The sequence below is a fragment of the Paenibacillus sp. FSL P2-0136 genome (genome assembly GCF_037975325.1).
Classification (GTDB): Bacteria; Bacillota; Bacilli; order Paenibacillales; family Paenibacillaceae; genus Paenibacillus_AQ; species Paenibacillus_AQ silagei.
This window is the reverse complement of record NZ_CP150244.1, coordinates 4509565-4529947: the sequence shown is the minus strand read 5'-3', so window position 1 is coordinate 4529947 and position 20383 is coordinate 4509565. Positions and strand designations below refer to the sequence as shown.

The 20383-nt window shown below is 53.1% G+C and carries 18 protein-coding genes, 1 riboswitch and 1 other annotated feature (1 of these 20 cut by a window edge); of the genes, 11 read left to right on the top strand and 7 right to left on the bottom strand.

The genetic code is table 11. The features are described from left to right. Positions 1-16: 16 nt before the first annotated feature. The 10 genes from NYE26_RS19330 to glpK all read left to right on the top strand — a co-directional run bounded on the left by NYE26_RS19330 (position 17) and on the right by glpK (position 10513). Positions 17-670, top strand: a complete 654-nt coding sequence (locus NYE26_RS19330) for a nucleoside recognition domain-containing protein (protein WP_339249392.1) — start codon at positions 17-19, stop codon at positions 668-670. 6 nt (positions 671-676) lie between these two features. Next, positions 677-1210 carry a spore maturation protein gene (locus NYE26_RS19325; RefSeq protein ID WP_339249389.1) on the top strand — a complete coding sequence of 178 codons (534 nt, stop codon included), beginning with the start codon at positions 677-679 and terminating at the stop codon, positions 1208-1210. A gap of 736 nt (positions 1211-1946) precedes the next feature. Continuing rightward, on the top strand, positions 1947-2291 hold the full coding sequence (locus tag NYE26_RS19320; protein ID WP_036727370.1) for a hypothetical protein: 345 nt from the start codon (positions 1947-1949) through the stop codon (positions 2289-2291). 20 nt (positions 2292-2311) lie between these two features. Further along, positions 2312-3070 carry a pseudouridine synthase gene (locus tag NYE26_RS19315; protein WP_036727368.1) on the top strand — a complete coding sequence of 253 codons (759 nt, stop codon included), beginning with the start codon at positions 2312-2314 and terminating at the stop codon, positions 3068-3070. 112 nt (positions 3071-3182) lie between these two features. After that, positions 3183-3707 (top strand): thiol-disulfide oxidoreductase ResA, encoded by a 525-nt coding sequence (resA, locus tag NYE26_RS19310; protein WP_076079154.1) that lies wholly within the window; start codon positions 3183-3185, stop codon positions 3705-3707. Next, positions 3704-5392: a cytochrome c biogenesis protein ResB gene (locus tag NYE26_RS19305; RefSeq protein WP_245367981.1), complete on the top strand. Its 1689-nt coding sequence runs from the start codon at positions 3704-3706 to the stop codon at positions 5390-5392. Before resA ends, NYE26_RS19305 begins: the two co-directional genes overlap by 4 nt. Continuing rightward, positions 5389-6651, top strand: coding sequence for a cytochrome c biogenesis protein CcsA (gene ccsA / locus NYE26_RS19300; protein WP_209870053.1), 1263 nt, complete (start codon positions 5389-5391; stop codon positions 6649-6651). The genes NYE26_RS19305 and ccsA overlap by 4 nt, the downstream gene beginning before the upstream one ends. 78 nt (positions 6652-6729) lie before the next feature. Beyond that, positions 6730-7446 (top strand): response regulator transcription factor, encoded by a 717-nt coding sequence (locus tag NYE26_RS19295; protein ID WP_036727360.1) that lies wholly within the window; start codon positions 6730-6732, stop codon positions 7444-7446. Further along, positions 7447-8886 carry an ATP-binding protein gene (locus NYE26_RS19290; protein ID WP_036727358.1) on the top strand — a complete coding sequence of 480 codons (1440 nt, stop codon included), beginning with the start codon at positions 7447-7449 and terminating at the stop codon, positions 8884-8886. A 121-nt stretch (positions 8887-9007) separates the two neighbouring features. Further along, complete coding sequence (gene glpK, locus NYE26_RS19285) at positions 9008-10513, top strand: glycerol kinase GlpK (protein ID WP_339249379.1); 1506 nt, start codon at positions 9008-9010, stop codon at positions 10511-10513. Positions 10514-10605: 92 nt separating this feature from the next. On the opposite strand, the gene NYE26_RS19280 is transcribed toward glpK, so the two are convergent. The 6 genes from NYE26_RS19280 to NYE26_RS19255 form a co-directional block, all read right to left on the bottom strand. After that, positions 10606-11598, bottom strand: coding sequence for a 3-oxoacyl-[acyl-carrier-protein] synthase III C-terminal domain-containing protein (locus NYE26_RS19280; RefSeq protein ID WP_036727354.1), 993 nt, complete (start codon positions 11596-11598; stop codon positions 10606-10608). A gap of 139 nt (positions 11599-11737) precedes the next feature. Then, positions 11738-12088: a hypothetical protein gene (locus NYE26_RS19275; RefSeq protein ID WP_036727352.1), complete on the bottom strand. Its 351-nt coding sequence runs from the start codon at positions 12086-12088 to the stop codon at positions 11738-11740. A gap of 151 nt (positions 12089-12239) precedes the next feature. Beyond that, a complete protein-coding gene (locus NYE26_RS19270) occupies positions 12240-12620 on the bottom strand; it encodes a carboxymuconolactone decarboxylase family protein (RefSeq protein WP_051478169.1) in 381 nt (126 codons plus the stop codon). A gap of 50 nt (positions 12621-12670) precedes the next feature. Continuing rightward, the gene (locus NYE26_RS19265) at positions 12671-14314 is read right to left on the bottom strand and encodes a thiamine pyrophosphate-binding protein (RefSeq protein WP_339249374.1); all 1644 of its coding nucleotides are present in this window, start codon (positions 14312-14314) and stop codon (positions 12671-12673) included. Positions 14315-14430: 116 nt separating this feature from the next. Continuing rightward, a riboswitch (cyclic di-GMP riboswitch) is annotated at positions 14431-14527 on the bottom strand. 501 nt (positions 14528-15028) lie between these two features. Next, positions 15029-16279: a methyl-accepting chemotaxis protein gene (locus NYE26_RS19260; RefSeq protein WP_036727350.1), complete on the bottom strand. Its 1251-nt coding sequence runs from the start codon at positions 16277-16279 to the stop codon at positions 15029-15031. Positions 16280-16352: 73 nt separating this feature from the next. Then, positions 16353-17306, bottom strand: coding sequence for a YafY family protein (locus tag NYE26_RS19255; RefSeq protein ID WP_339249371.1), 954 nt, complete (start codon positions 17304-17306; stop codon positions 16353-16355). A 134-nt stretch (positions 17307-17440) separates the two neighbouring features. Here NYE26_RS19255 and NYE26_RS19250 point away from each other — a divergent pair, with 134 nt between their 5' ends. Then, positions 17441-18286 (top strand): SDR family NAD(P)-dependent oxidoreductase, encoded by an 846-nt coding sequence (locus NYE26_RS19250; RefSeq protein ID WP_339249369.1) that lies wholly within the window; start codon positions 17441-17443, stop codon positions 18284-18286. Positions 18287-18377: 91 nt separating this feature from the next. On the opposite strand, the gene serA is transcribed toward NYE26_RS19250, so the two are convergent. Then, positions 18378-19970 (bottom strand): phosphoglycerate dehydrogenase, encoded by a 1593-nt coding sequence (gene serA / locus NYE26_RS19245; RefSeq protein ID WP_339249367.1) that lies wholly within the window; start codon positions 19968-19970, stop codon positions 18378-18380. A gap of 210 nt (positions 19971-20180) precedes the next feature. Further along, positions 20181-20383 (bottom strand) — a binding site (T-box leader); it runs 25 nt beyond the window's last position.

Genomic DNA, 20383 nt, shown 5'->3' with positions numbered 1-20383 from the left:
GGGGGAGGGGATACCGATGTTAAATGGAATCTGGCTCGGAATGATCCTGATCGGATTTGGCTTTGCGGCAGTTAACGGACGGATGAACGAGTTCACCGCCGCCGTATTCGATGGCGCGAAGAGCGGGGTGACCGTCAGCTTCGGACTGATCAGTGTGCTGGTGTTCTGGCTGGGCATTATGCGGATTGCGGAGGATGCCGACCTGCTGAAAAAAATCTCCAAAGTGCTGGGTCCCGTAGTCTCCTTTCTGTTCCCGGATGTGCCCAAAGGGCATCCCGCGATCGGCTACATTCTCTCCAATATGAGCGCCAACCTGCTGGGGCTGGGGAATGCTGCCACTCCAATGGGCATTAAGGCGATGCAGGAGCTGCAGACGCTGAACCCGGATAAGGAGACCGCAACGCCGGCCATGTGTACCTTGCTTGCGCTGAACACTGCCAGCATCACTCTAATTCCGGCGACTTTGATTGCGATCCGGCTGAATTACGGATCGGCGGACCCGGCGGCCATCGTCGGGACCACCCTGGCGGCGACGGCAGTGGCTACCCTGGCGGCGATTACTGCGGACAGGCTGTTCCGCCGCCTGACCCTGCTCCGCAGGCCGCCCGGCCCGCCGCCGGTCCTGAAGGCCGGGACCGGCCCGCTCCCACATTCTTCGTTGAAAGGGTGACCGTCCGTGTTACAACTGATCAGTCTGATCTCTGCCTGGGCGATTCCGGTAATGGTTACCTTTATTCCGCTGTATGCCTTCACGCGCAAGGTTGCGGTCTATGAATCTTTCGTGGAGGGGGCGAAGGACGGCTTCGGTACCGCCATTGCCATTATCCCCCATCTGGTCGGCATGCTGGTGGCGATCAGTGTGTTCCGCGCGTCTGGTGCGCTGGACTTCCTGATGGGCTTTGTAAGCCCTCTGATGGAGGGACTGGGTATTCCGTCAGAGGTGCTTCCACTCGGTCTCCTGCGCCCGCTGACGGGCACTGGATCACTCGCCTATACTACAGACCTGATCCGCGTCCACGGCCCGGACTCTCTCATCGGTATGATTGCTTCTACTATACAGGGCAGCACAGACACCACTCTGTATGTGCTGACTGTCTATTTCGGCGCTGTAGGCATCCGCAACGGCCGCTATGCCTTGAAGGTGGGCCTGTTCTCGGACGTCGTCGGCTTCATTGCTGCGATTGCTGTTTGTCTGCTGGTGTTTGGGTAGCGGGGCGCGAGTGGAGGAGATAGATTGATAGATAGATGGATTTTCTCCACTTGCTGCTAGGCGAATAAGCATCATGGAGACAGCAGTTGGAAAAATGCTGCTTAATTAAACGTATTCTCGCCAAAGTAGTGAAATTAAACAAATTAAATGCCCTTTTTCCATTTGCTTCAGACAATTTCCCCGAAACTCATAAATTACGATACGTTTTTCCAATTGTTTGCCTTCAGGAGATTCCAACAAAAGTCGGCCAGATGAGCGAATGAAGGGTATTAATGCACCTGATTATTCCAGGCAGACCCCCAGAACCCAAGGCGGGTCCTAGAAGGTTGAAGATCCCAAGCGCTGCCCCGCAGCCGGTGGTGGTGGTGTGGTGGTCCCCAAGCGCTGCCCCGCAGCCGCTTGCCGCTTCCCTACAGTCCTCACCCCCTCGCGGGAGGTGAGGACTGTTTGTTATTAGGTTTGCCCCTGCGTTGATGGAGTAACGGAGAGGAATTTTGGAACTGTAGGAGCGCTAGCGTCCGCCTTTAAAGTTGGATTTCTACTGCCGCAGGGCAGTCAGATCAAGGAAATCCAACTTTAACAGCGGCCGGAAGTCCAAACATTCCCCGGAGTTACGATTAGTCAACGCTTTTATTCTCTTCGGCCCCGCTCCCCAAACATTTTAACAAACAGTCCTCACCGCCCGCCCCCCCACTTCATATGCTATTTCAGCAATACGGAGGGAGGACGACAAAGGGTGGACTACAAAGGCTTTATTCTGCATCATTCCCGCTGTCCGTCTATTAACGGCAAAGGCTTCGACTTCTGGGTCGGGCTGAACGGCTCGGTCTATGCGGCGCCGCTGCTGACAGACCCGGAGCATATTCATATTTGCCTCGAAGGCAACTACGGGGAGGCGGAGCAGCTGCCCCAGCTTCCGGAGCGTCAGCAGCAGCTGTTTGCGGCGGGGAAGCTGATACTGGAGCTGTCCGGGCGCTATGAAATGTCGCCGCTTACGGTGGAGCCGCATAGTGAAACTTGCCCCGGAGCATTTTTTCCGTGGAATGATCTTGTGATTTATGCCTCTGATGGTTATCATTAACCTGAGGTGAGTAGTCGAAAATGGAAAGATTACAGAAAATATTGGCGCAAGCAGGTGTTGCGTCCAGACGCAAATGTGAAGAAATGATTTTGGCCGGTAAAGTGGAAGTCAACGGGGAACTCGTAACTACGCTTGGCACGAAGGCGGACCCCGCAACCGATATTATTAAAGTCTCGGGCAGACTGATCCGGGGCGAGAATAAAATCTATATTATGTTCAACAAGCCCAAAGGTGTAATTACAAGCGCCTCGGATGACAAGGGCCGCAAGGTAGTAACGGATTACCTGAAAGGAATCACAGAGCGCGTATACCCTGTAGGCCGCTTGGACTATGATACGGAAGGGCTGCTGCTGCTGACGAATGACGGTGAGTTTGCCAACCTGCTCACGCATCCGAAGCATCATGTGCCGAAGACGTATCTGGCCACGGTCAAGGGTGTGCCGCACGGCACAGCGCTGGACAAGCTGAAGGCCGGCATTAAGCTGGAAGACGGCATGACCGCTCCGGCAGAAGTCGAATATAAGGATATCGATGAAGCCAATAAGGAAGCGGTAATCAGCATCACGATCCATGAAGGCCGCAACCGCCAGGTCCGGCGGATGTTCGAGGCGGTGTCGCATCCGGTTATCCGTCTGAAGCGGATTTCCTTCGGGGATATCCTGCTCCAGAATCTCAAGCGCGGCTCTTACCGCCATTTGACCAAGGATGAGATCAATCATCTGCAGCAAATTGCCAAAGCGGGAATGCTTCGGGATAATCAGACACGCAAAGACACATAAAGTTCACAATTTCCCCTCCTAAAACTGTGACAATATTCGTTATAATGTTCATAGGATGTTCACACCTTACAACTAAAGTAATGAGTTGCGTCACAGAAGGGGGTACCCCTGTATGGGCAAAGCCAGGAAGCCAATCCAAATCGTGATACTATTTCTAATCGTTCTGCTTGGGGGTTATGCCATCAGCTCCTCTGTGTTCGGGGGAGACGGCAAGCCTCAAGAAGGCGGGAAAGCGCCAAATTTTGAATTGCTTGGGCTGGACGGTGCGACCCATACGCTGGAGGAATTCAGAGGGAAGTCGGTTGTACTGAACTTCTGGGGCTCCTGGTGCGCACCATGCGTGAAGGAAATGCCTGCCCTCCAGGCACAGTGGGAGAAATGGAAGGACCAGGGTGTCGTGGTGTTGGGCGTGAATGTGGGCGAGGATCAGATGACGGTGGACAATTTCGTGAAGCTCGTGGATATTGATTTTCCGGTTGTGATGGATAAGGGACGCGACGCGGTCCGCAGCTACGGGGTCTCCCCGCTGCCCACCACCTTCTTCATTAATACGAAGGGCAGGGTGGACAGCATTCATATCGGCCAGTTGGATCTGAACTCGCTTGACGAGCAAATCGGGAAGCTGGTGGGACCATGAGTAAGCATGAGCCGCTGATCAGCAACACCAAATGCGAATGCGGTCACCAGAATCCGGTAGGAACGGTTCTCTGCGAAGCCTGCGGCAAGCCGCTGGATGAGAAGGAAGAGAACGCTTCGGGGAATCTGGAGATGCGTTACGATGGGGTGGCCCGCCGTTCACAGCGGGTAAGCCCGGGAGTGATCGACAAGGTCTGGAACTTTTTTTCCTCCGTCAAAATTGCTATCTACCTGATTGTGCTGACGCTGCTGGGTGCGATGCTCGGTACGATATTTCCGCAAGAAAGCACCTTTCTGAATATTGACGCTTCAACCTATTATGAACAAACGTATGGAACAGCCGGGAATATATATTATAGACTCGGCCTTTCGCATACCTATGAATCCTGGTGGTTCGTGACACTGCTGGTTATGATCGGAGCTTCTCTGGTCATCTGCAGCCTGGACCGCGTGCTTCCGCTCTACAAGGCACTAACCCGGCAGAAGATCCGCAAGCACCGCCAGTTCCTTACCCGTCAAAAGCTTACGCTGAATACAGAGGTGGAGGGGGAGCCGGAGGAATGGGTGGCACGGATCGTTCAGCCGCTTAAGAAGAAAGGATACCGCGTGCGGACGGAGGGCGGCGCTTTACTGGCCGAGAAACACCGTTTCAGCCGCTGGGGACCTTATGTAATACATATCGGCCTGATTATATTTTTGCTTGCTGTGCTTGCCAGGGGATTGCCGGGTCTGAATATGGATCAGCATCTTGCCTTCCCGCAGGGAGAGACCGTAAAGATACCGGACACCAGCATGTACCTGAAGAACGAGAAATTCACGGTAGAATTCTATAGTGAAGAAGAGATGCCCGAGGAATTCCGGGGCAAGAAGGTTCTCCCTAAGCTCTATGAGACGAAGGCGGTTCTATATGAATGTACGGCAGACTGCAGCGATCCCTCCAAGGAGCCTCAGCTTGCGGAAGTGGCCAGGCACGACATTCAGGTGAATTCTCCGCTAAGCTACCAAGGAATGAAAGCGTATCAGTTTGACTATGATCTTACGCCTGTGCTGCGTTCCGTGCAGCCTGATCTTGTGAATGCTTCAACCGGCGAGAGCTACGGCAAGTTCAGACTGGATATGAAGAATCCGCAGCGCAGCTTCAAGGCGGGACCGTACACGCTTGAACTGAAGGAGAAATATATGGATTTCGGATTGAATGAGGAAGGCCGTCCGGTCTCCACCTCCCCTTATCCGAACGCTCCGGCGTTTCTCTTCCTGATCCGTGGTCCGGATCTGCCGGCAGAGGGGCAGCAATATTTCTATTTCCCGAAGCAGGTGGACAAGGAGCGCTTCCAACAGGAGGCCATCAACGACAAGCTTGGAGGCGGCACCCGGTTTCTGGAGCTTGAGGTCGGCAGTATGACGGATGTGGATTTCTCGGAATCCACCACCTATCTCAATATACGTGTGGACCGGGCGATGCCGTTCGTCTGGATTGGGGCGGCTATTGTCATGCTGGGGCTGATTCTCGGCTTCTATTGGCAGCACAGACGCATCTGGCTGATCGTTGAGGGCGGACAGCTGGTGCTTGGAGGCCATACGAACAAGAACTGGTTCGGCTTCCGCCGTGAGCTCGTTTCTATTCTGGAGCAGGTAGACATGACAGTCGATGACAAATCATTGGACAACGGAGGAGGCATGGCATGAGCTTGCTCGATTTCAGCAGTGACGTCTTTATAGCCGCATTTTTCTTGTACAGCGGTGCCTTCATGTTGTTCACCATTGCCATTATGGGCCGCAAGTGGTCAGGCAGGAAGCCGGAGGAGCATACGGCACGGTGGGGCCGGATCGCTTTTATCACCTCCTCACTCGGGCTGCTCTGCCATCTGGCTTACTTCATTACCCGCTGGATGGGGGCCGGTCATATTCCGGTAAGTAACATGTATGAGTTCATGACTTTCCTATCCATGATGGTGATGGTGGCTTTTACGGTGATCTTCGCCATTTACCGCAAGATGATTCTTGGGGTATTCGCGGTTCCAATCTCCATTGTGGTGATGGCCTATGCTGCGGTATTTCCGCAGGAAGTGCAGCCGCTCATTCCTTCGCTCAAATCGATCTATCTGAATATTCATGTCACGCTCGCTGCCCTCGGAGAATCCTTCTTCGCGGTTGGCTTTGCCGCCGGGCTGATGTATCTGCTGCGGACAGTGAAGTTTGACAGCAAGGAACGCAGTGACCGCAAGCAGCAGCGGCTGGTCGAATTTACTCTGTTCTCGATCATTGTTATAATTGGGTTTCTTGGATCTGTATTTGCCTTCCGCGGTGCGGGCTATGAATCTGTTTTTGTCCGTTCGAACGTTACGATTGACAGCCCCGGGCAGGAAGATAGTACAATAGAGAAAGTGAGTTATAAAATGCCGCCGATTGTGGCACCGTACCATAGCGAAATTGAGAGCTTCCAGCCGTTTCTTGGGCTTCAGAAGCCTTTGTTTCAAGCACCATCCTGGATGAATGGCGTCAATGCAGGGCGCAAGTTCAACACTGTGATCTGGTCACTGCTGTCCGGACTGCTCCTGTATGGGCTTCTTCGGCTGGCCGTGCGTAAGCCGCTAGGGAAGGCTCTTCATCCGGTACTTGATGGAATTGACGAGAATGACCTGGATGAGATTACCTACAGGGCAATCGCCATCGGGTTTCCGATTTTCACACTGGGGGCTTTGATTTTTGCAATGATATGGGCCGAGGTGGCTTGGGGCAGATTTTGGGGGTGGGACCCCAAGGAAGTCTGGGCTCTCGTCACCTGGCTGTTCTACAGTGCGTATCTCCATTTGCGGCTGGCCCGCGGCTGGCAGGGACGCAAATCCGCTTGGCTCGCTGTACTCGGCTTTCTAATCGTAATGTTTACCCTGGTCGGCGTTAACCTGGTTATCGCCGGACTTCATTCATATGCGGGAACGGACTGATAAGCTCAGGCTTCTTTCGGGCATGCGTATGATCCAGGGTGACGTTCTACTGTAATTGATGAAGGGGTTGTTGTGTAAATGGCTGAGCACTTGAATAGAATTCTGGTGGTGGATGACGAAGAACGTATCCGCCGCCTGCTCAAAATGTATCTTGAAAAAGAAGGCTACGAGATTGATGAGGCGGAGGACGGGGAAATCGCCCTGCGCAAAGCAACCGCCAATGACTACGGTCTGATTCTGCTGGATGTGATGCTGCCGGGTATTGACGGGATTGAAGTGCTGACCCGGCTAAGAGGGGTGAAGTCCACACCGGTCCTGATGCTTACCGCTAAGGGTGAGGAGATTAACCGGGTGCAGGGCTTTGAGATGGGGGCAGACGATTATGTCGTCAAGCCGTTCAGTCCGCGCGAGGTGATCTACCGGGTCAAGGCGATCATGCGCCGTTCTTCAGCAACGGCATTTTTGTCCAAAGAGAGTAATTCAAGCAACAATATCGTGTTCCCGTTCCTGATTATTGAGCATGATGCACACCGCGTAAGCGCAGGGGGCCAAGAGGTAAGTCTGACGCCCAAGGAATACGAGCTGCTGCATTATCTGGCCATCTCACCGGACAAGGTGTTCTCACGTGAGGAGCTGCTGAAGGATGTATGGAATTATGAGTTCTTCGGAGATCTGCGCACCGTGGATACCCATGTCAAGCGACTGCGTGAAAAACTGAATAAGGTATCCCCGGAATCGGCAGCGATGATTACAACGGTATGGGGAGTAGGCTATAAGCTAGAGGTGCCTAAATAAGTGAACTTCTGGAGAAGCCTTGTCGGTAAGCTGTGGATCACGATCATCTTTCTGGTTGCTGTCGTGCTCATTACACTCGGGCTGTTCCTGCTGCCTTACATCGACAGTAATTTCACCAATTCCGGGGCAATCAAGCGCTTGTTCATGTATACATGCATGATCGGGTTCTCTTTGACCACCTTCTTTGCCCTGTTCCTGTTCACGAAGATCACCCAGCCGATGCAGCAGGTTATTGAGGCAGCGAATGACATCCGCCGCGGCGAGTATGGAACAAGACTGACCCTGGTCACAAGCGATGAGATCGGCCAGCTCGCCACATCGTTTAACCACATGGCGGAAGAGCTGGAAGAGAATATACGCAGTCTGAATAATGAAAAAGGGCATTTATCCAGTGTTCTGCGAAGCATGAGCGATGCGGTAATCACCTTCGATATCGAAGGCCGGATCATCCTCACCAATCCGCATGGCCAGACCCTCCTCGAAACCTGGAGTGATCTTGCCTGGGAGGAAGAAGAGGATAACGGCTTACTTCCGAAGGCCTCCGCTTCCAGTGAGGTGCCGCCGCCGCTGCGTCCGCTGTTCTTCAGCACCCTTGAGGGCGGGGGCGATCAACGCTCCAATGTCCATGTCCGGCAGGGGGTATGGTCGGTGCACATGGCACCGCTCTATTCCGAAGATCATCTGCGCGGAGCTGTTGCCGTGCTGCGGGATGTGACCGAAGAGGTACGTCTGGAGAAGATGCGGCGTGATTTCGTGGCCAATGTATCCCATGAGATCCGCACCCCGCTATCCATGATGCAGGGGTACAGTGAAGCACTACTAGACGGAATGGCTTCCTCTCCGGAGGAGAGCAGTGAGCTGGTTCAGGTCATTCATGATGAATCCTTGCGTATGGGCCGTCTGGTGAAGGATCTGCTGGACCTGGCGCGCATGGAAGCAGGACATACGGATATGCTGAAGGCCAGGGTGGATGTAGGAGAATTGCTGGAGCGGGTATACCGCAAGTTCTCCGTCAGAGCCAAGGAGCGGGATATCATGCTGGAGCTTAAGAAGCCTGAACAGGAACTGCTGCTGGCGGCAGCCGATGAAGACAAGCTGGAGCAGGTGCTGACCAATCTGCTGGATAATGCCTTCCGGCACACTCCGGCGGACCGGAGAATCTCTATTCTGGCAGGCACAGTAGTGCTGGAGGGCAGGAGTCTGGTGGAGATCGCGATCAGAGACCAGGGGGCAGGCATTAACCCCGAGGATCTGCCGTTTATCTTCGAACGCTTCTACAAAGCGGATAAAGCCCGCCTGCGCGGGGAGACGGGCGGTACCGGGCTTGGTCTTGCTATTGTGAAGAATATCGTCGAATCGCATCACGGCAGCATTTATGCCTCCAGCAAGCTGGGAGAAGGCACCACATTTACCCTGCGGCTTCCTGTCGAAAAACAGTAAACCAAGACCATGCATGACAGCGCCTCTGAGAGCAGAGGTGCTTTTTGTTGAAATCACCACATTAATATTGTTCATCGTGAAACATATATTTCAAGCTAAGGCTTGCAGGAGGCTGGGCATTATGATCTTATCCTTGGACCAAGGTACTACCAGCTCACGGGCAATTCTCTTTGATACAGAGGCGGAAGTGATCTCGCAGGGGCAATATGAGATCCGGCAATCCTTTCCCCGCCCGGGCTGGGTGGAGCATGACCCGGAGCAGATCTGGGAGAGCCAGCTTGCCGCAGCCAGAGATGCCATTGCAGCAAGCTCTGTACCGGCTGATCACATCACGGCTATCGGCATTACCAACCAGCGGGAGACTGCACTTATCTGGGATAAAATTACAGGTGAACCGATCTATCCGGCAATTGTCTGGCAGGACCGGCGGACAGCAGACCAATGTGAGGAGCTGAAGTCACGCGGGATGGCCGGAGTCATTGCGGACAAGACGGGGCTTGTCATCGATGCGTATTTCTCGGCGACCAAGCTGGCATGGATTCTGGATCATGTACCGGGAGCAAGAGAGCGTGCAGGCAAGGGAGAGCTCCTGGCGGGAACGATAGACACCTGGCTGATCTGGAAGCTGACCGGGGGTGCGGTACACGCTACAGACGTTACTAATGCTTCAAGAACGATGATGTATAACCTGCATGAGCGCCAGTGGGATGAAGAGCTGATGGACACGCTGCGTATTCCGTCGTCGATTTTGCCGGAGGTGAGGATGTCGGGCGGTGATTTCGGTGTCTGTGATCAGCAGTGGTTCGGTCTGGAGATTCCTATCCGGTCGGTGCTGGGGGACCAGCAGGCAGCGCTCTTTGGTCATACCTGTCTGGAGGCAGGCAGTGCCAAGAACACCTATGGGACAGGCTGCTTCATCCTTATGAATACAGGCACTGAAGCTGTGGCATCCAGTCATGGCCTATTGACCACGGTAGCCTGGGGCATGGGCGATGAGCTCTATTATGCACTGGAAGGCAGTGTCTTCGTGGCTGGAGCGGCTGTGCAGTGGCTGCAGGAGGGGCTGGGGCTAATTGTCGCGCCCGCCGACTCGGAAGAGAAGGCCAGCGAGGTGGACGAGAGTGAGGGGGTTGTGGTAGTGCCAGCCTTTACCGGCCTGGGTGCGCCTTACTGGGATATGTATGCGCGGGGCGCCATATTCGGCTTGACGCGTGGCACCACCTCCGCACATCTGGTACGGGCGACGCTGGAATCACTGGCCTTCCAGTCCCGCGATGTCATCGACGCGATGCAGAAGGATGCCGGCATGCCGCTCACCGGCCTGAGGGTAGACGGCGGTGCGGTGCGCAACAATCTGCTGATGCAGTTCCAGGCCGATATTCTGGGCAGCGAAGTGACACGTACAACCTACGCGGAGACTACAGCACTTGGCGCTGCGCTGCTAGCCGGACTAACCTCCGGGGTATGGACCCGTGAGCAGCTGGAGAGCTTCAATACGGCCGAGAAGGTTTTCTCGCCGCAGATGGAGCCGGAGGAGCGGGAACGCAGATACGGTGCCTGGCAGGATGCTGTATCGCGCACGATGGGCTGGGAGAAGCATGAGGGCAAGCACGAAGGCAGACTTTAGAGCGGAGTAGAGGCATTAAGAACAGAAACGGCCCGCAGGCAGAAACTCTGCTGCGGGCCGTTTTTTACTCTGGAACAGAATGAACAGTAAGATTAGTACTCCATTACAAATGCGACATTCTGCCATCCGGCGCCCACGGTCCAGAACAGAACTTTGTCTCCGCGTTCCAGCTGCCCGGTAGTGACGGCTCTGTGAAGGGCAATGAACGGGCTGCTGGTCGAGGTATAGCCGAACTCATCGCCTATGTAGACTGCGGCCTCAGGGTTAATACCGGTTTTGCCGGAGACGGCCTGGATGTTCGGAAGAGACAGCTGTGAGAAGCAGGCAGCCTTGACCGATTCAGGGGCAATCCCGTTGTTGCTCAGCAGAGTGTTGATTGATTCGGAAGCGGCATCCACACAGATGGAATCATCGAATGGAATGAACTTCACATTGAACTCTCCTGCAGCAACACCGGTGCGTCCGAGCTTAGCCAGGCCTTCTGCCGGGAACAGAGAGTTGCCGTACACACAGGTGTCTGTCTGATAGATAGAGTCAATGAAACCGACCGAATGCTCATCGCGCTCCAGAATGACAGCGGCAGCGGCATCACCGAAGTTCGCGTAATATACCGGATCATTTTTGTCCGCATGAGGTGCCACGTAATCGGAGCCGATGACCAGGGCGCGGCGGATTCTCGGGTTCGCCATCATCTGGCGGCTGACCTGCTCAACCGAGGCGGTCATTCCGGCACAGTTGGCATTGCTGTCAATACAGATGGTATGCGAAGCCCCGTTAATCAGTCGGTGAATCATCAATGAGTTCGTAGGAAATATATATTCAGGGGTCTGGCTTGCATAAGCGATCAGGTCAATGTCAGGGCCGGTAAGACCGGTTTTCTCCAGAACATTACTTGCGGCTTCAAAAGCCATTGTCAGGGAATTCTCATCCGGGCTGTCGATGCTGTAGCGGTTTTCACGGCCCAGAGTAGCCAGCAGTCCACGGATATCAATACCTTTGTCATCAAAATGCTGAATGAAGAAGTCATTGCCGATTCTTTTGTCTGGATGGTAGATATCAATGTCCTTAATGCGAATCCCCGCCATAGTACAGACCTCCTAAAGTTTTGTTAGCTATACTTCTCACAAATCTGCTTCTTACAAAACTCTCTTCCAGCATTAGCAGCCGGTTTAATGAATGAACATGTGCGTTTCAAGCGGCTGATTTAGGTTTAAATTGTATTTATTAAGCTTGTACGGTTGAAGTGATCTCCAGATTCTCAAGTCCTGCTTTGCGGCCCAGGCGTGCCAGCTGCATTTTGAGGATCGGGTTATTTTCCAGGGTAAGACTCACTTTCTGGAAGCCGTCAGCCTTGAACATGATGAAGCAGCCTTCAAGCAGCGGTACAACATCAGGAGCGGTTACATTCAGCTTGCGGCAGTCGATCTCTAGTGCATATTCAGCAGGGCTGATCGGGTTAATAGTCTGCTGGTAAGCCTGTATAGATTTGAGCCCGTCCTCGTTAGAGAAGGTTCCCTCCAGCTCAATATTGATTACTTTCTTCGCAGTATCTGTCTTCAAAATAAATTGTCCCATGTTGATCTCTCCCTAAGTGTAATTTCCAATACCTCCAAAACGTTATTCCTGCGACTCTATTCGACAAAACCGCAATTCGATTTGGGATATTTTGCCTTCATTATAACCAGATCATACTGAAACGTGCAATCAAAAGTCGAAATTTGTAGATTTATGAAGATTTTTCTTTGATCTCCTCCAGGGTATCCAGCAGCACATTAAAGGCCGAAATCACCCGGGGGGCACCGACGCAAGGGGTCAGATGCAGCAGCACGCCCTTGATCTGCTCGACGGTCATGCCAACGCGGAGCGCCATTACATAATGAACCCCCAGCTGTTCATATTGTCCCATCGTAATCAGCGACGAGATCACCGCGATCTCCTTCCAGTCAGAGCCAATCGTGGTCCGCTGAAAAATATCGCCATAGGCATTGCCCATGATATATTCGGCTAATTCCGGAAAATGCTCTTTGATCGGAGCCAGGGCCTTGGCCCCATAATCTCCTGAGAGATCAGTGAAATGATCGAGTCCGCTGTTCATGTTCTTGTTCACGATATGTCCTCCTGATAGTAGGTTAGAAAAGGTGTGCGGATACGGCTTCCTTACGTAAGATCCAGAGTGCGGTGGGCCGTAGGAGGCATTTCATCACGGTCAGTCAGCAGCTCAATGACAACAGCCTTGTTAAGTGCCACAGCTTCGCGGATTGCGGCAGCGAACTCCTCCTGCGTCTCACAGCGGAAGCCGGCTGCACCCAGCGATTCGGCGAATTTCACGGCATCCATCGGAACCTCGAAGATCGTACCGTCAATCCGGCCGGTCGTTTTCTCCATACCCTTAAGCGCCATATCCAGCTGCTTATTGTTCACCACAATGAAAATCACCGGAATGTCCTTGCAAACGGCTGTGTTTATTTCAGTTCCGAGCATCATAAAACAGCCGTCACCGGTAATGCAGAAGACAGTCTCTCCGGGAGAAGCCGTCTTGGCACCGATCGCCATGCCAATTGAATTGCCCATGCAAGCAAAGTAGGCATCGAATATGAAGCTGCCGGGCCTGCGGACATTGAACCATTTCACAGCATTGAACCCGTGGCTGCCGTCATCTACAAACACGCTGCTGTTGTAAGGAATCAGGTCGCTCATCGTGCTCATTACCGAAGCCAGAGAGAGCCCCGCCAGCACGGGCAACTCGTCATTGTAAGCATTGGAGATTGTGATTTCATGCTTGGTGACCGTAGAGGGGTCCAGCTTCTGAAGATACAGTGCCAGGTTGTCCCTTAAGTCCCCGCCGACAGCGATGGTGGATGAGGACAGTATTTTGCCGACAAAGGTTGGATCTACATCGAACTGGATCAGCTGCGGCGGATGATTCTCCGGCTTCAGGTTGCAGATGGTCATGTCGCTCAGGCGGGAGCCCAGAACAATGAACAGGTCGCTGTTGTTCAGCAATTCATCGCCGTGCGAGGAGCCGCCAACGCCGACAGGACCGTGGTAGAGCGGGTGATCATAAGCTATTGCACCTTTGCCGCCTGGAGAGGTGACTACAGGAATGTTGAAGGTTTCGGCCAGCTGAACCAGTTCCTGATGGGCACCTGAGCGGTTGACGCCTTTACCGGCAATGATCAGGGGCCTAGCGGATTGATTAATCGCCGAGATGACCCGGTCATAGTTCTGATAACTGACTAGTCCCTCGCGTTCCGGCAGAACAATCCGGCATTCCGCGAGCCGCTCTGTCTGCACATCAAACGGAATGCAGAGATGGACCGGACCTTTTTGGTCACCCAGGGCGATGGATAGGGCATGGTTGAAAATCGTGCTGAAGTGATCGCCGCGTTCAACGAGCTTGCTGAAGAGGGTGGCCGGCCGGAACATATCCGCCAAATCAGCCAGGTAGGAAGTGGAATCCTGACATTGGGGAATGCCCAGCTCCTTGATGGACTGATGTCCGGTGATGAAGAGGACGGGAAGATTATTGGCCTTGGCATGCGCTGCTGCGGTGAGCAGATTCGTTCCCCCAGGACCGGAGGTGCCGAAGGCTACCCCGAGACTGCCGGTCTTCAGAGCATAACCGCCGGCGGCGAAGCCGGAGCTGGATTCGTGCCGGCCGGGGATGAACTCTATACCGTAGTCAACCATTTTCAAAGCGATGGGGCAAATAGACTTGCCTATGATTCCAAAAGAATGAGTGACTCCCAGATTGTGTAATGCTTCCGCCATATAATCTGCAACTGTCTTCAGAACATCCACCCCGCAAGTTGTTATTTGTATACGTCAGCAATAGAAAACCTGTACTCACCATTGGAGCACAGGTCTGTTGCACGAATCACCATAATCAAACGCGAAACCTAAGGCGTTCACAGTTTTTCAGCAACCTGGCTGTCATGATCCCACTTCAGAAATGAGACTGTAGATCCATGGCTTTGCGTCATTCCCTTTCGGTGAATTTTGCCGGTATGCGGTTATAAATGAATTTGTGGAGAATTTTCCTTTACAATATATTCCTTGCTCCGCTTTTGTCAATAACCCCTGTGAGAAGAAACTCGGAATTTGACGAATATTCAGGAGTGGAAATGGCTAAATATTTGGATTTTCAAACTTTTGAAAATGGTTGTCCCTGGAAGACTAAAGTCTTAAAATGCAAATGGCCGTTTAGGTTGATTAATGTGGGAAGTGAGCACAAAGCCTCATTACATTCCTGATTTACTGCAAAACATTAAGAATTCACTAGATATACAGCATTACAAATTTCGGTGATAGGACTTAAGTAATAGTGATGTAAGATGTTAGCTTATAGACAAGCTATGACAATAGAACGACTATAGTAAAGAAGTGCAAAGCACGGTTTTTACCCTTATGCACAATTTCAACAATTTGTGAATATTACATAACAATCTTTGTTTTGCCCAAAAAAAGAGACACCTCCCGCAGAAAATTCCGCAGGCGTGTCTCTTTGTGCTGAGGTTAAAATTTGAAAATATGAATCGTTTTTTGCAGGTTGAAGACCGCGGAGGTCATCTTCTCTGTCTCCTCAGCTACGGATTGAAGAGCATGAATCTGTTCGTTCATCGCTGCGGATACCTCTTCCGTCCCTGCGGCGGTCTCCTGGGTGATGGCTGAGATATTCTCGATCGCCCCGGAGATCTTGAGCGCGCTCTCCAGCATAAGGTCACTCTCTGCGGAAAAGGAGGCAATCTGCTCGGTTATGTATTGGACACTATGCACAATTTGAGCAAAAATGTTGGCTGTCTCCGTAATCATCTCATTCTGCACCTGGACTACCTCTTCATTGATGGCGATGTTATCGATAGCCTGCTTGATATCCGCTTCGATGCTGCGTACCAGACCGAACACCTCTTTGGTTGAAGCGGTGGATTCCTCAGCCAGCTTGCGCACCTCCTGGGCAACAACGGCGAACCCGCGGCCATGCTCGCCTGCACGGGCAGCTTCAATAGAAGCATTGAGCGACAGCAGGTTGGTCTGTTCAGCAATTTCGGTAATCGTCTTGGTAATCATCGTAATGCCTCGTGCGTTATGCGATAGGGCTTCGATAGTATCCGCCACCTTCTGGGTAGCCTGGATGTTCTTGCGCATGCCTTCGGCTTGGGTATCCACCGATTGCCGTCCCTGTTCTACCAATTCCAGCGTATGTACAGACCTTTTATTCATTTCCTTGGTGGAATTCGTATAATTGGAGACTTTGATTTCGATATCCTTGATCGATTCGGTCATATCAGCGATATCCACCGAGATTTCGTTAGCACCGAGGGCCAGTTCATTGGAGGAGGAAGCCACCTGCGCCATGACAAACTTCAGGTTCTGATTCTTGTCTTCAATCCCGCGGCTGGCGTCCATAACCTGACGGGTAATCTGTGAGGCATCGGTGAGGATTTTTTTGAGCTTGTCAATCATGGTATTGAAGGAGCGGCTGATGTCGCCCATGGAGCCATTCTCATCGGCACGGCTGGTGAAGTCGCCTTTGGCAATCGTGTGCGTCACATTGGAGATATCCTCAAATGAAGATGTAAGCGTTCTCTCAATGAAGCGCGCAAGCGGGTAAGTCAGCGCTGCCAGGACGGCGACAAGAATAATACCGATGAGCAGCCTGTCCATGAGGATTAGCGTGATTAAGACAGGGACAGCGAATAAAGCGGCAACCAGGTAACATCCGGTGACGATTTTTTGTTTCAACGGCAGCTTGTTCATCCAGTCCATAATGTAAAGTCCCCCTATAAATAATAATGTGTATTGTAATATTATAGGGGATACTAGTGCATTTGGTCTATTATTAAAAATCGTATAATGCTGCCGCTTCACGCAGAGCCGCAGCAACCGTATCCGCAAGCTCAGGCGGTGCCGTCACCTTGATACCCTGACCCAGGGACAGGATGATCCGGCACGCAGACTCAGGCGTGTTGAACTCGGCCTCGGCCCTGATCCAGCCCGGGGCCTCAGCAGGCTGCTGGTGCAACAGGGCGACGTATCGCTCCTTCTGCAGCTCCTTCATCGTTTGCTCTCTTACAAGAAGGCTGGAGGGGTACCTGGGCAAGGCAGACTTGAATGCGGCGGTGGAGGTCTCCCAGTACTCAGACAGGTGGAAATCCTCCGGCTGCTCAAAAGACTCATCTGTGACTTTGGCCTCAGTAATTCTGGAGACCCTGTAGGTCCGCAGCTCGCTGTCATGCCCTGCGACCAAGTACCAGACGCCGCGCTTGACTACCAGCCCCAGCGGTGCAACCAGCCGCTCGGCGGCGTCCTCGCCGCGCAGATAGGTGATGCTCACCTTGCGGTTCTCCCATAAGGCTCCCTGCAAAGCGGATAGGCAGGGATAGGTCTCCCCGGAGGGATGCCACCCGGCTCCGTCGATGTGAATCCGCTGGCTGAGGAAGCTGAAGGGGGTGACTGGCTGCCGGTTAGCGACGGCCTGCAGCTTGCGGGCGGCCGAGGAGAACTCCTCCTGAATGCCCAGAGCGTGCAGAATCGCCGGATCAGCGGGCACCAGCAGCGCGGCAATCTCCTTGGTGTTCATTCCGGTCAGGGAATTCCGGTAGCCTTCAGCCAGCTTCCAGCCGCCTTCCCGGCCGCGCTCCGCCAGCACGGGGATGCCGGAGAAGCTTAGTGCCTCCATATCCCGGAAGATTGTACGTTCGGATACCTCCAGCGTTTGCGCCAGCTCTTTGGAGCTGATTTTCCCGCGGCTCTGTAAGAGTTGAACGATAGTGATCAGGCGATCCGCTCTCATTCTGCAACCTCCCTTGAATGTATTATTTATATATGTCAATGGTTGTCATGTATAAGGTATATATTAGACAAGAATACGGATTAGCGCAAATGATCATCTAATCCGGGCATGATAGATGAAAGGGAGCGGATCAAATGACAAATCTGCAAGGGAAAGTGGCATTGGTAACAGGCGGGAGCAGGGGAGCGGGCAGAGGCATTGCACTGGAGCTGGCGAAGGCTGGTGCCTATGTATACATTACGGGCAGGAATGCCGGTATGCCGCAGGAGGGACAGGCAAGAACGCTTGAAGGGGTGCTGGCTGAGATCCGCCGCTCAGGCGGGGACGGAGCTGTGATCCGCTGTGATCATACCAATGACAGCGAGACAGAGGCTGTAATCCGGCAGATTAGCGCAGAGCAGGGCAGATTGGATATTCTTATTAACAATGTCTGGGGAGGCAACAATTTGCCGATTTGGAATAATCCTTTTTGGGAGCTGCCTACGGAGCATTGGGACAATATGTTCACTTCAGGTTTAAGGGCACAGCTGATGACCAATTATTATGCAATTCCGCTGATGCGCAGCGAAGGTGCGGGGAAAGGGAAATTAATCGTCCATACGACCTTCTGGGACGAGTATAAGTACACCGGTAACTTCTATTACGATCTGTCCAAAAATGCGCTGGTGCGTATGGCCTACGGGCTATCCCTTGAACTGGCTGTAGATGGCATCGCGGTCATACCACTCTCTCCGGGCTGGATGCGGACCGAAGTGGTTCTGGATGATTTCCATACCGACGAAGAGCACTGGCAGGAGGTGACGGAGCTGCAGACTACCGAATCGACAGCATATGTCGGCCGCGCGGTTGCAGCGCTTGCTGCTGATCCTGAAGTGATATCCATGACTGGTACTCCCCAGAAGGTAGGGGACCTGGCACGGAAATATGGCTTTACTGACACCGATGGCCGGCAGGTGCCGCCATTCGTGATTTCCGGCTAAAAATATAAAACACTCTGGAGAGTGGGCGGCTGATGCCGTTACTCCTCAGAGTGTTTTTGCTTACTATGCCGTTATAGGCAGGAATAATTTTCTAGAGCAGAATGATCTCCTCAGCGGTGTTGATCTCCGGCAGTCCGGCCAGCTTCACCAAGACCTCCTTCGGCACACCCTTATCAACGGTCAGGAGCATAATGGCAGCTCCGCCGATGATCGTACGGCCAACCTGCATGGATGCGATATTGACGCCGTTCTCGCCAAGCAGGGTGCCGACGAGTCCGATGATACCCGGTTTGTCATTATGCGAGATCACAACCTGATGGCCTTCCGGAGCAATATCGACCGGGAACTTGTTGACCTTAACAATCCGTTCGCCATAGCCCTGCAGCAGGGTACCGGCGACCAGACGCTCTTCATCATGCTCAGCCTTGAGTGTTACCGTGATGAGGTTGGTGAAGCCTTTGGTTTTGGAAGCCTTGGTCACCACTACATTCACATCCCGGGTCTTCGCCAGATGCATCGAGTTGACGATGTTCACATCTCCGGCAAAGTGGCGGGTGAGCACACCTTTGACGACATAGCGGGTAAGCGGCTGGGTATCCACATCCGAGAGATCACCGGCATATTCCACAAGGATCTCGCGGATCGCTCCGTCCGTAATCTGCGTAGCGAAGCTGCCCAGCTTCTCGCCGAGGGTGAAGTACGGCTGCAGCTTGTTCATCACGCTAGGTGCAACCGGCGGAATGTTCACCGCGTTGATGAACGGTTCGTTGCGCAGGATATGAAGGACCTGCTCGGATACATCGATGGCCACGTTCTCCTGGGCTTCAATCGTCGAAGCACCCAGATGTGGAGTCACGATAATCTTCGGATGTGTAAGGAACGGGTGGTCTGCTTCAGGCGGCTCCTTCTCGAAGACGTCGAACGCAGCACCGGCTACAATACCGCTGTCAATCGCTTCTACCAGCGCCATTTCATCGATGACACCGCCGCGGGCACAGTTGATGATGCGCATGCCTTTTTTCATCACTTCGAATTGCGGACGGGAGATCATGTGGCGGGTCTCCGGGGTGAGCGGTGTGTGAACGGTGATGAAGTCTGCACCGCGCACAATGTCGTCTACCGAAGCCAGCTTCACTTCCATTTTCTCTGCACGGTCAGCTGTCAGGAACGGGTCATAGGCCAGGATGCTCATGCCGAAGGCTTTGGCGCGCTTGGCCACCTCGCTGCCGATCCGGCCCATGCCGAGTACGCCCAGTGTCTTGCCGCGCAGCTCTACGCCGAGGAAGGTTTTTCTGTCCCATACGCCGGAAATCGTCTTCGCGTAGGCTTGAGGAATATGACGGGCCAAGGCCATCATCATGGCAAAAGCATGTTCACAGGTCGTAATGGTATTGCCGTCCGGAGCATTGATAACGACTACACCGCGCTGCGTGGCGGACTCCAGCTTGATGTTGTCCACGCCGACTCCGGCCCGGCCGATAACCTTGAGATTAGTACCGGCGGCGATAATTTTGTCCGTCACGGTAGTCTGGCTGCGAACGAGTAAGCCGTCATATTCGCCAATGATTGCAACTAGCTCATCTTCACTTAGTCCTGTTTTCTTGTCTACAGTCACATCGCTTGCGTCCATCAATTGCTGAATGCCCAAATCGCTGATCGGATCCGATACTAATACTTTAAACATGGTCTCTTGTCCTCCTTCAAATGGGAAAGCTATTGTATATGCCAAGGATCACCGGGTAAGGCAATCCGCAGTACCAGAACTTACAAGAGCGTAATAAGCAGCTTGACAACGGGGTAACGCGCTGTCGCACAAAAGAAACAGCATGCAGAAGTACCGGATTCACGGGGAGATGGCAATAAAAAAACTCCCAACCCCCATACTACTGCCGTAGTAAGGGACGAGAGTTCTCGTGGTACCACCCTAATTCACTGCGACGGTTAAGAAGCAGCCTCATTGGCCTGCAAAGGCCACACTGGTAACGGAGTGATCCGATTGTATCTACTCTTGTGTTCAATACAATATCTCAGGAGCGCTAAAGATTAATGTCCGCCACCGGTTCTCACCACCCACCGGCTCTCTGAAGACTGCAAGTA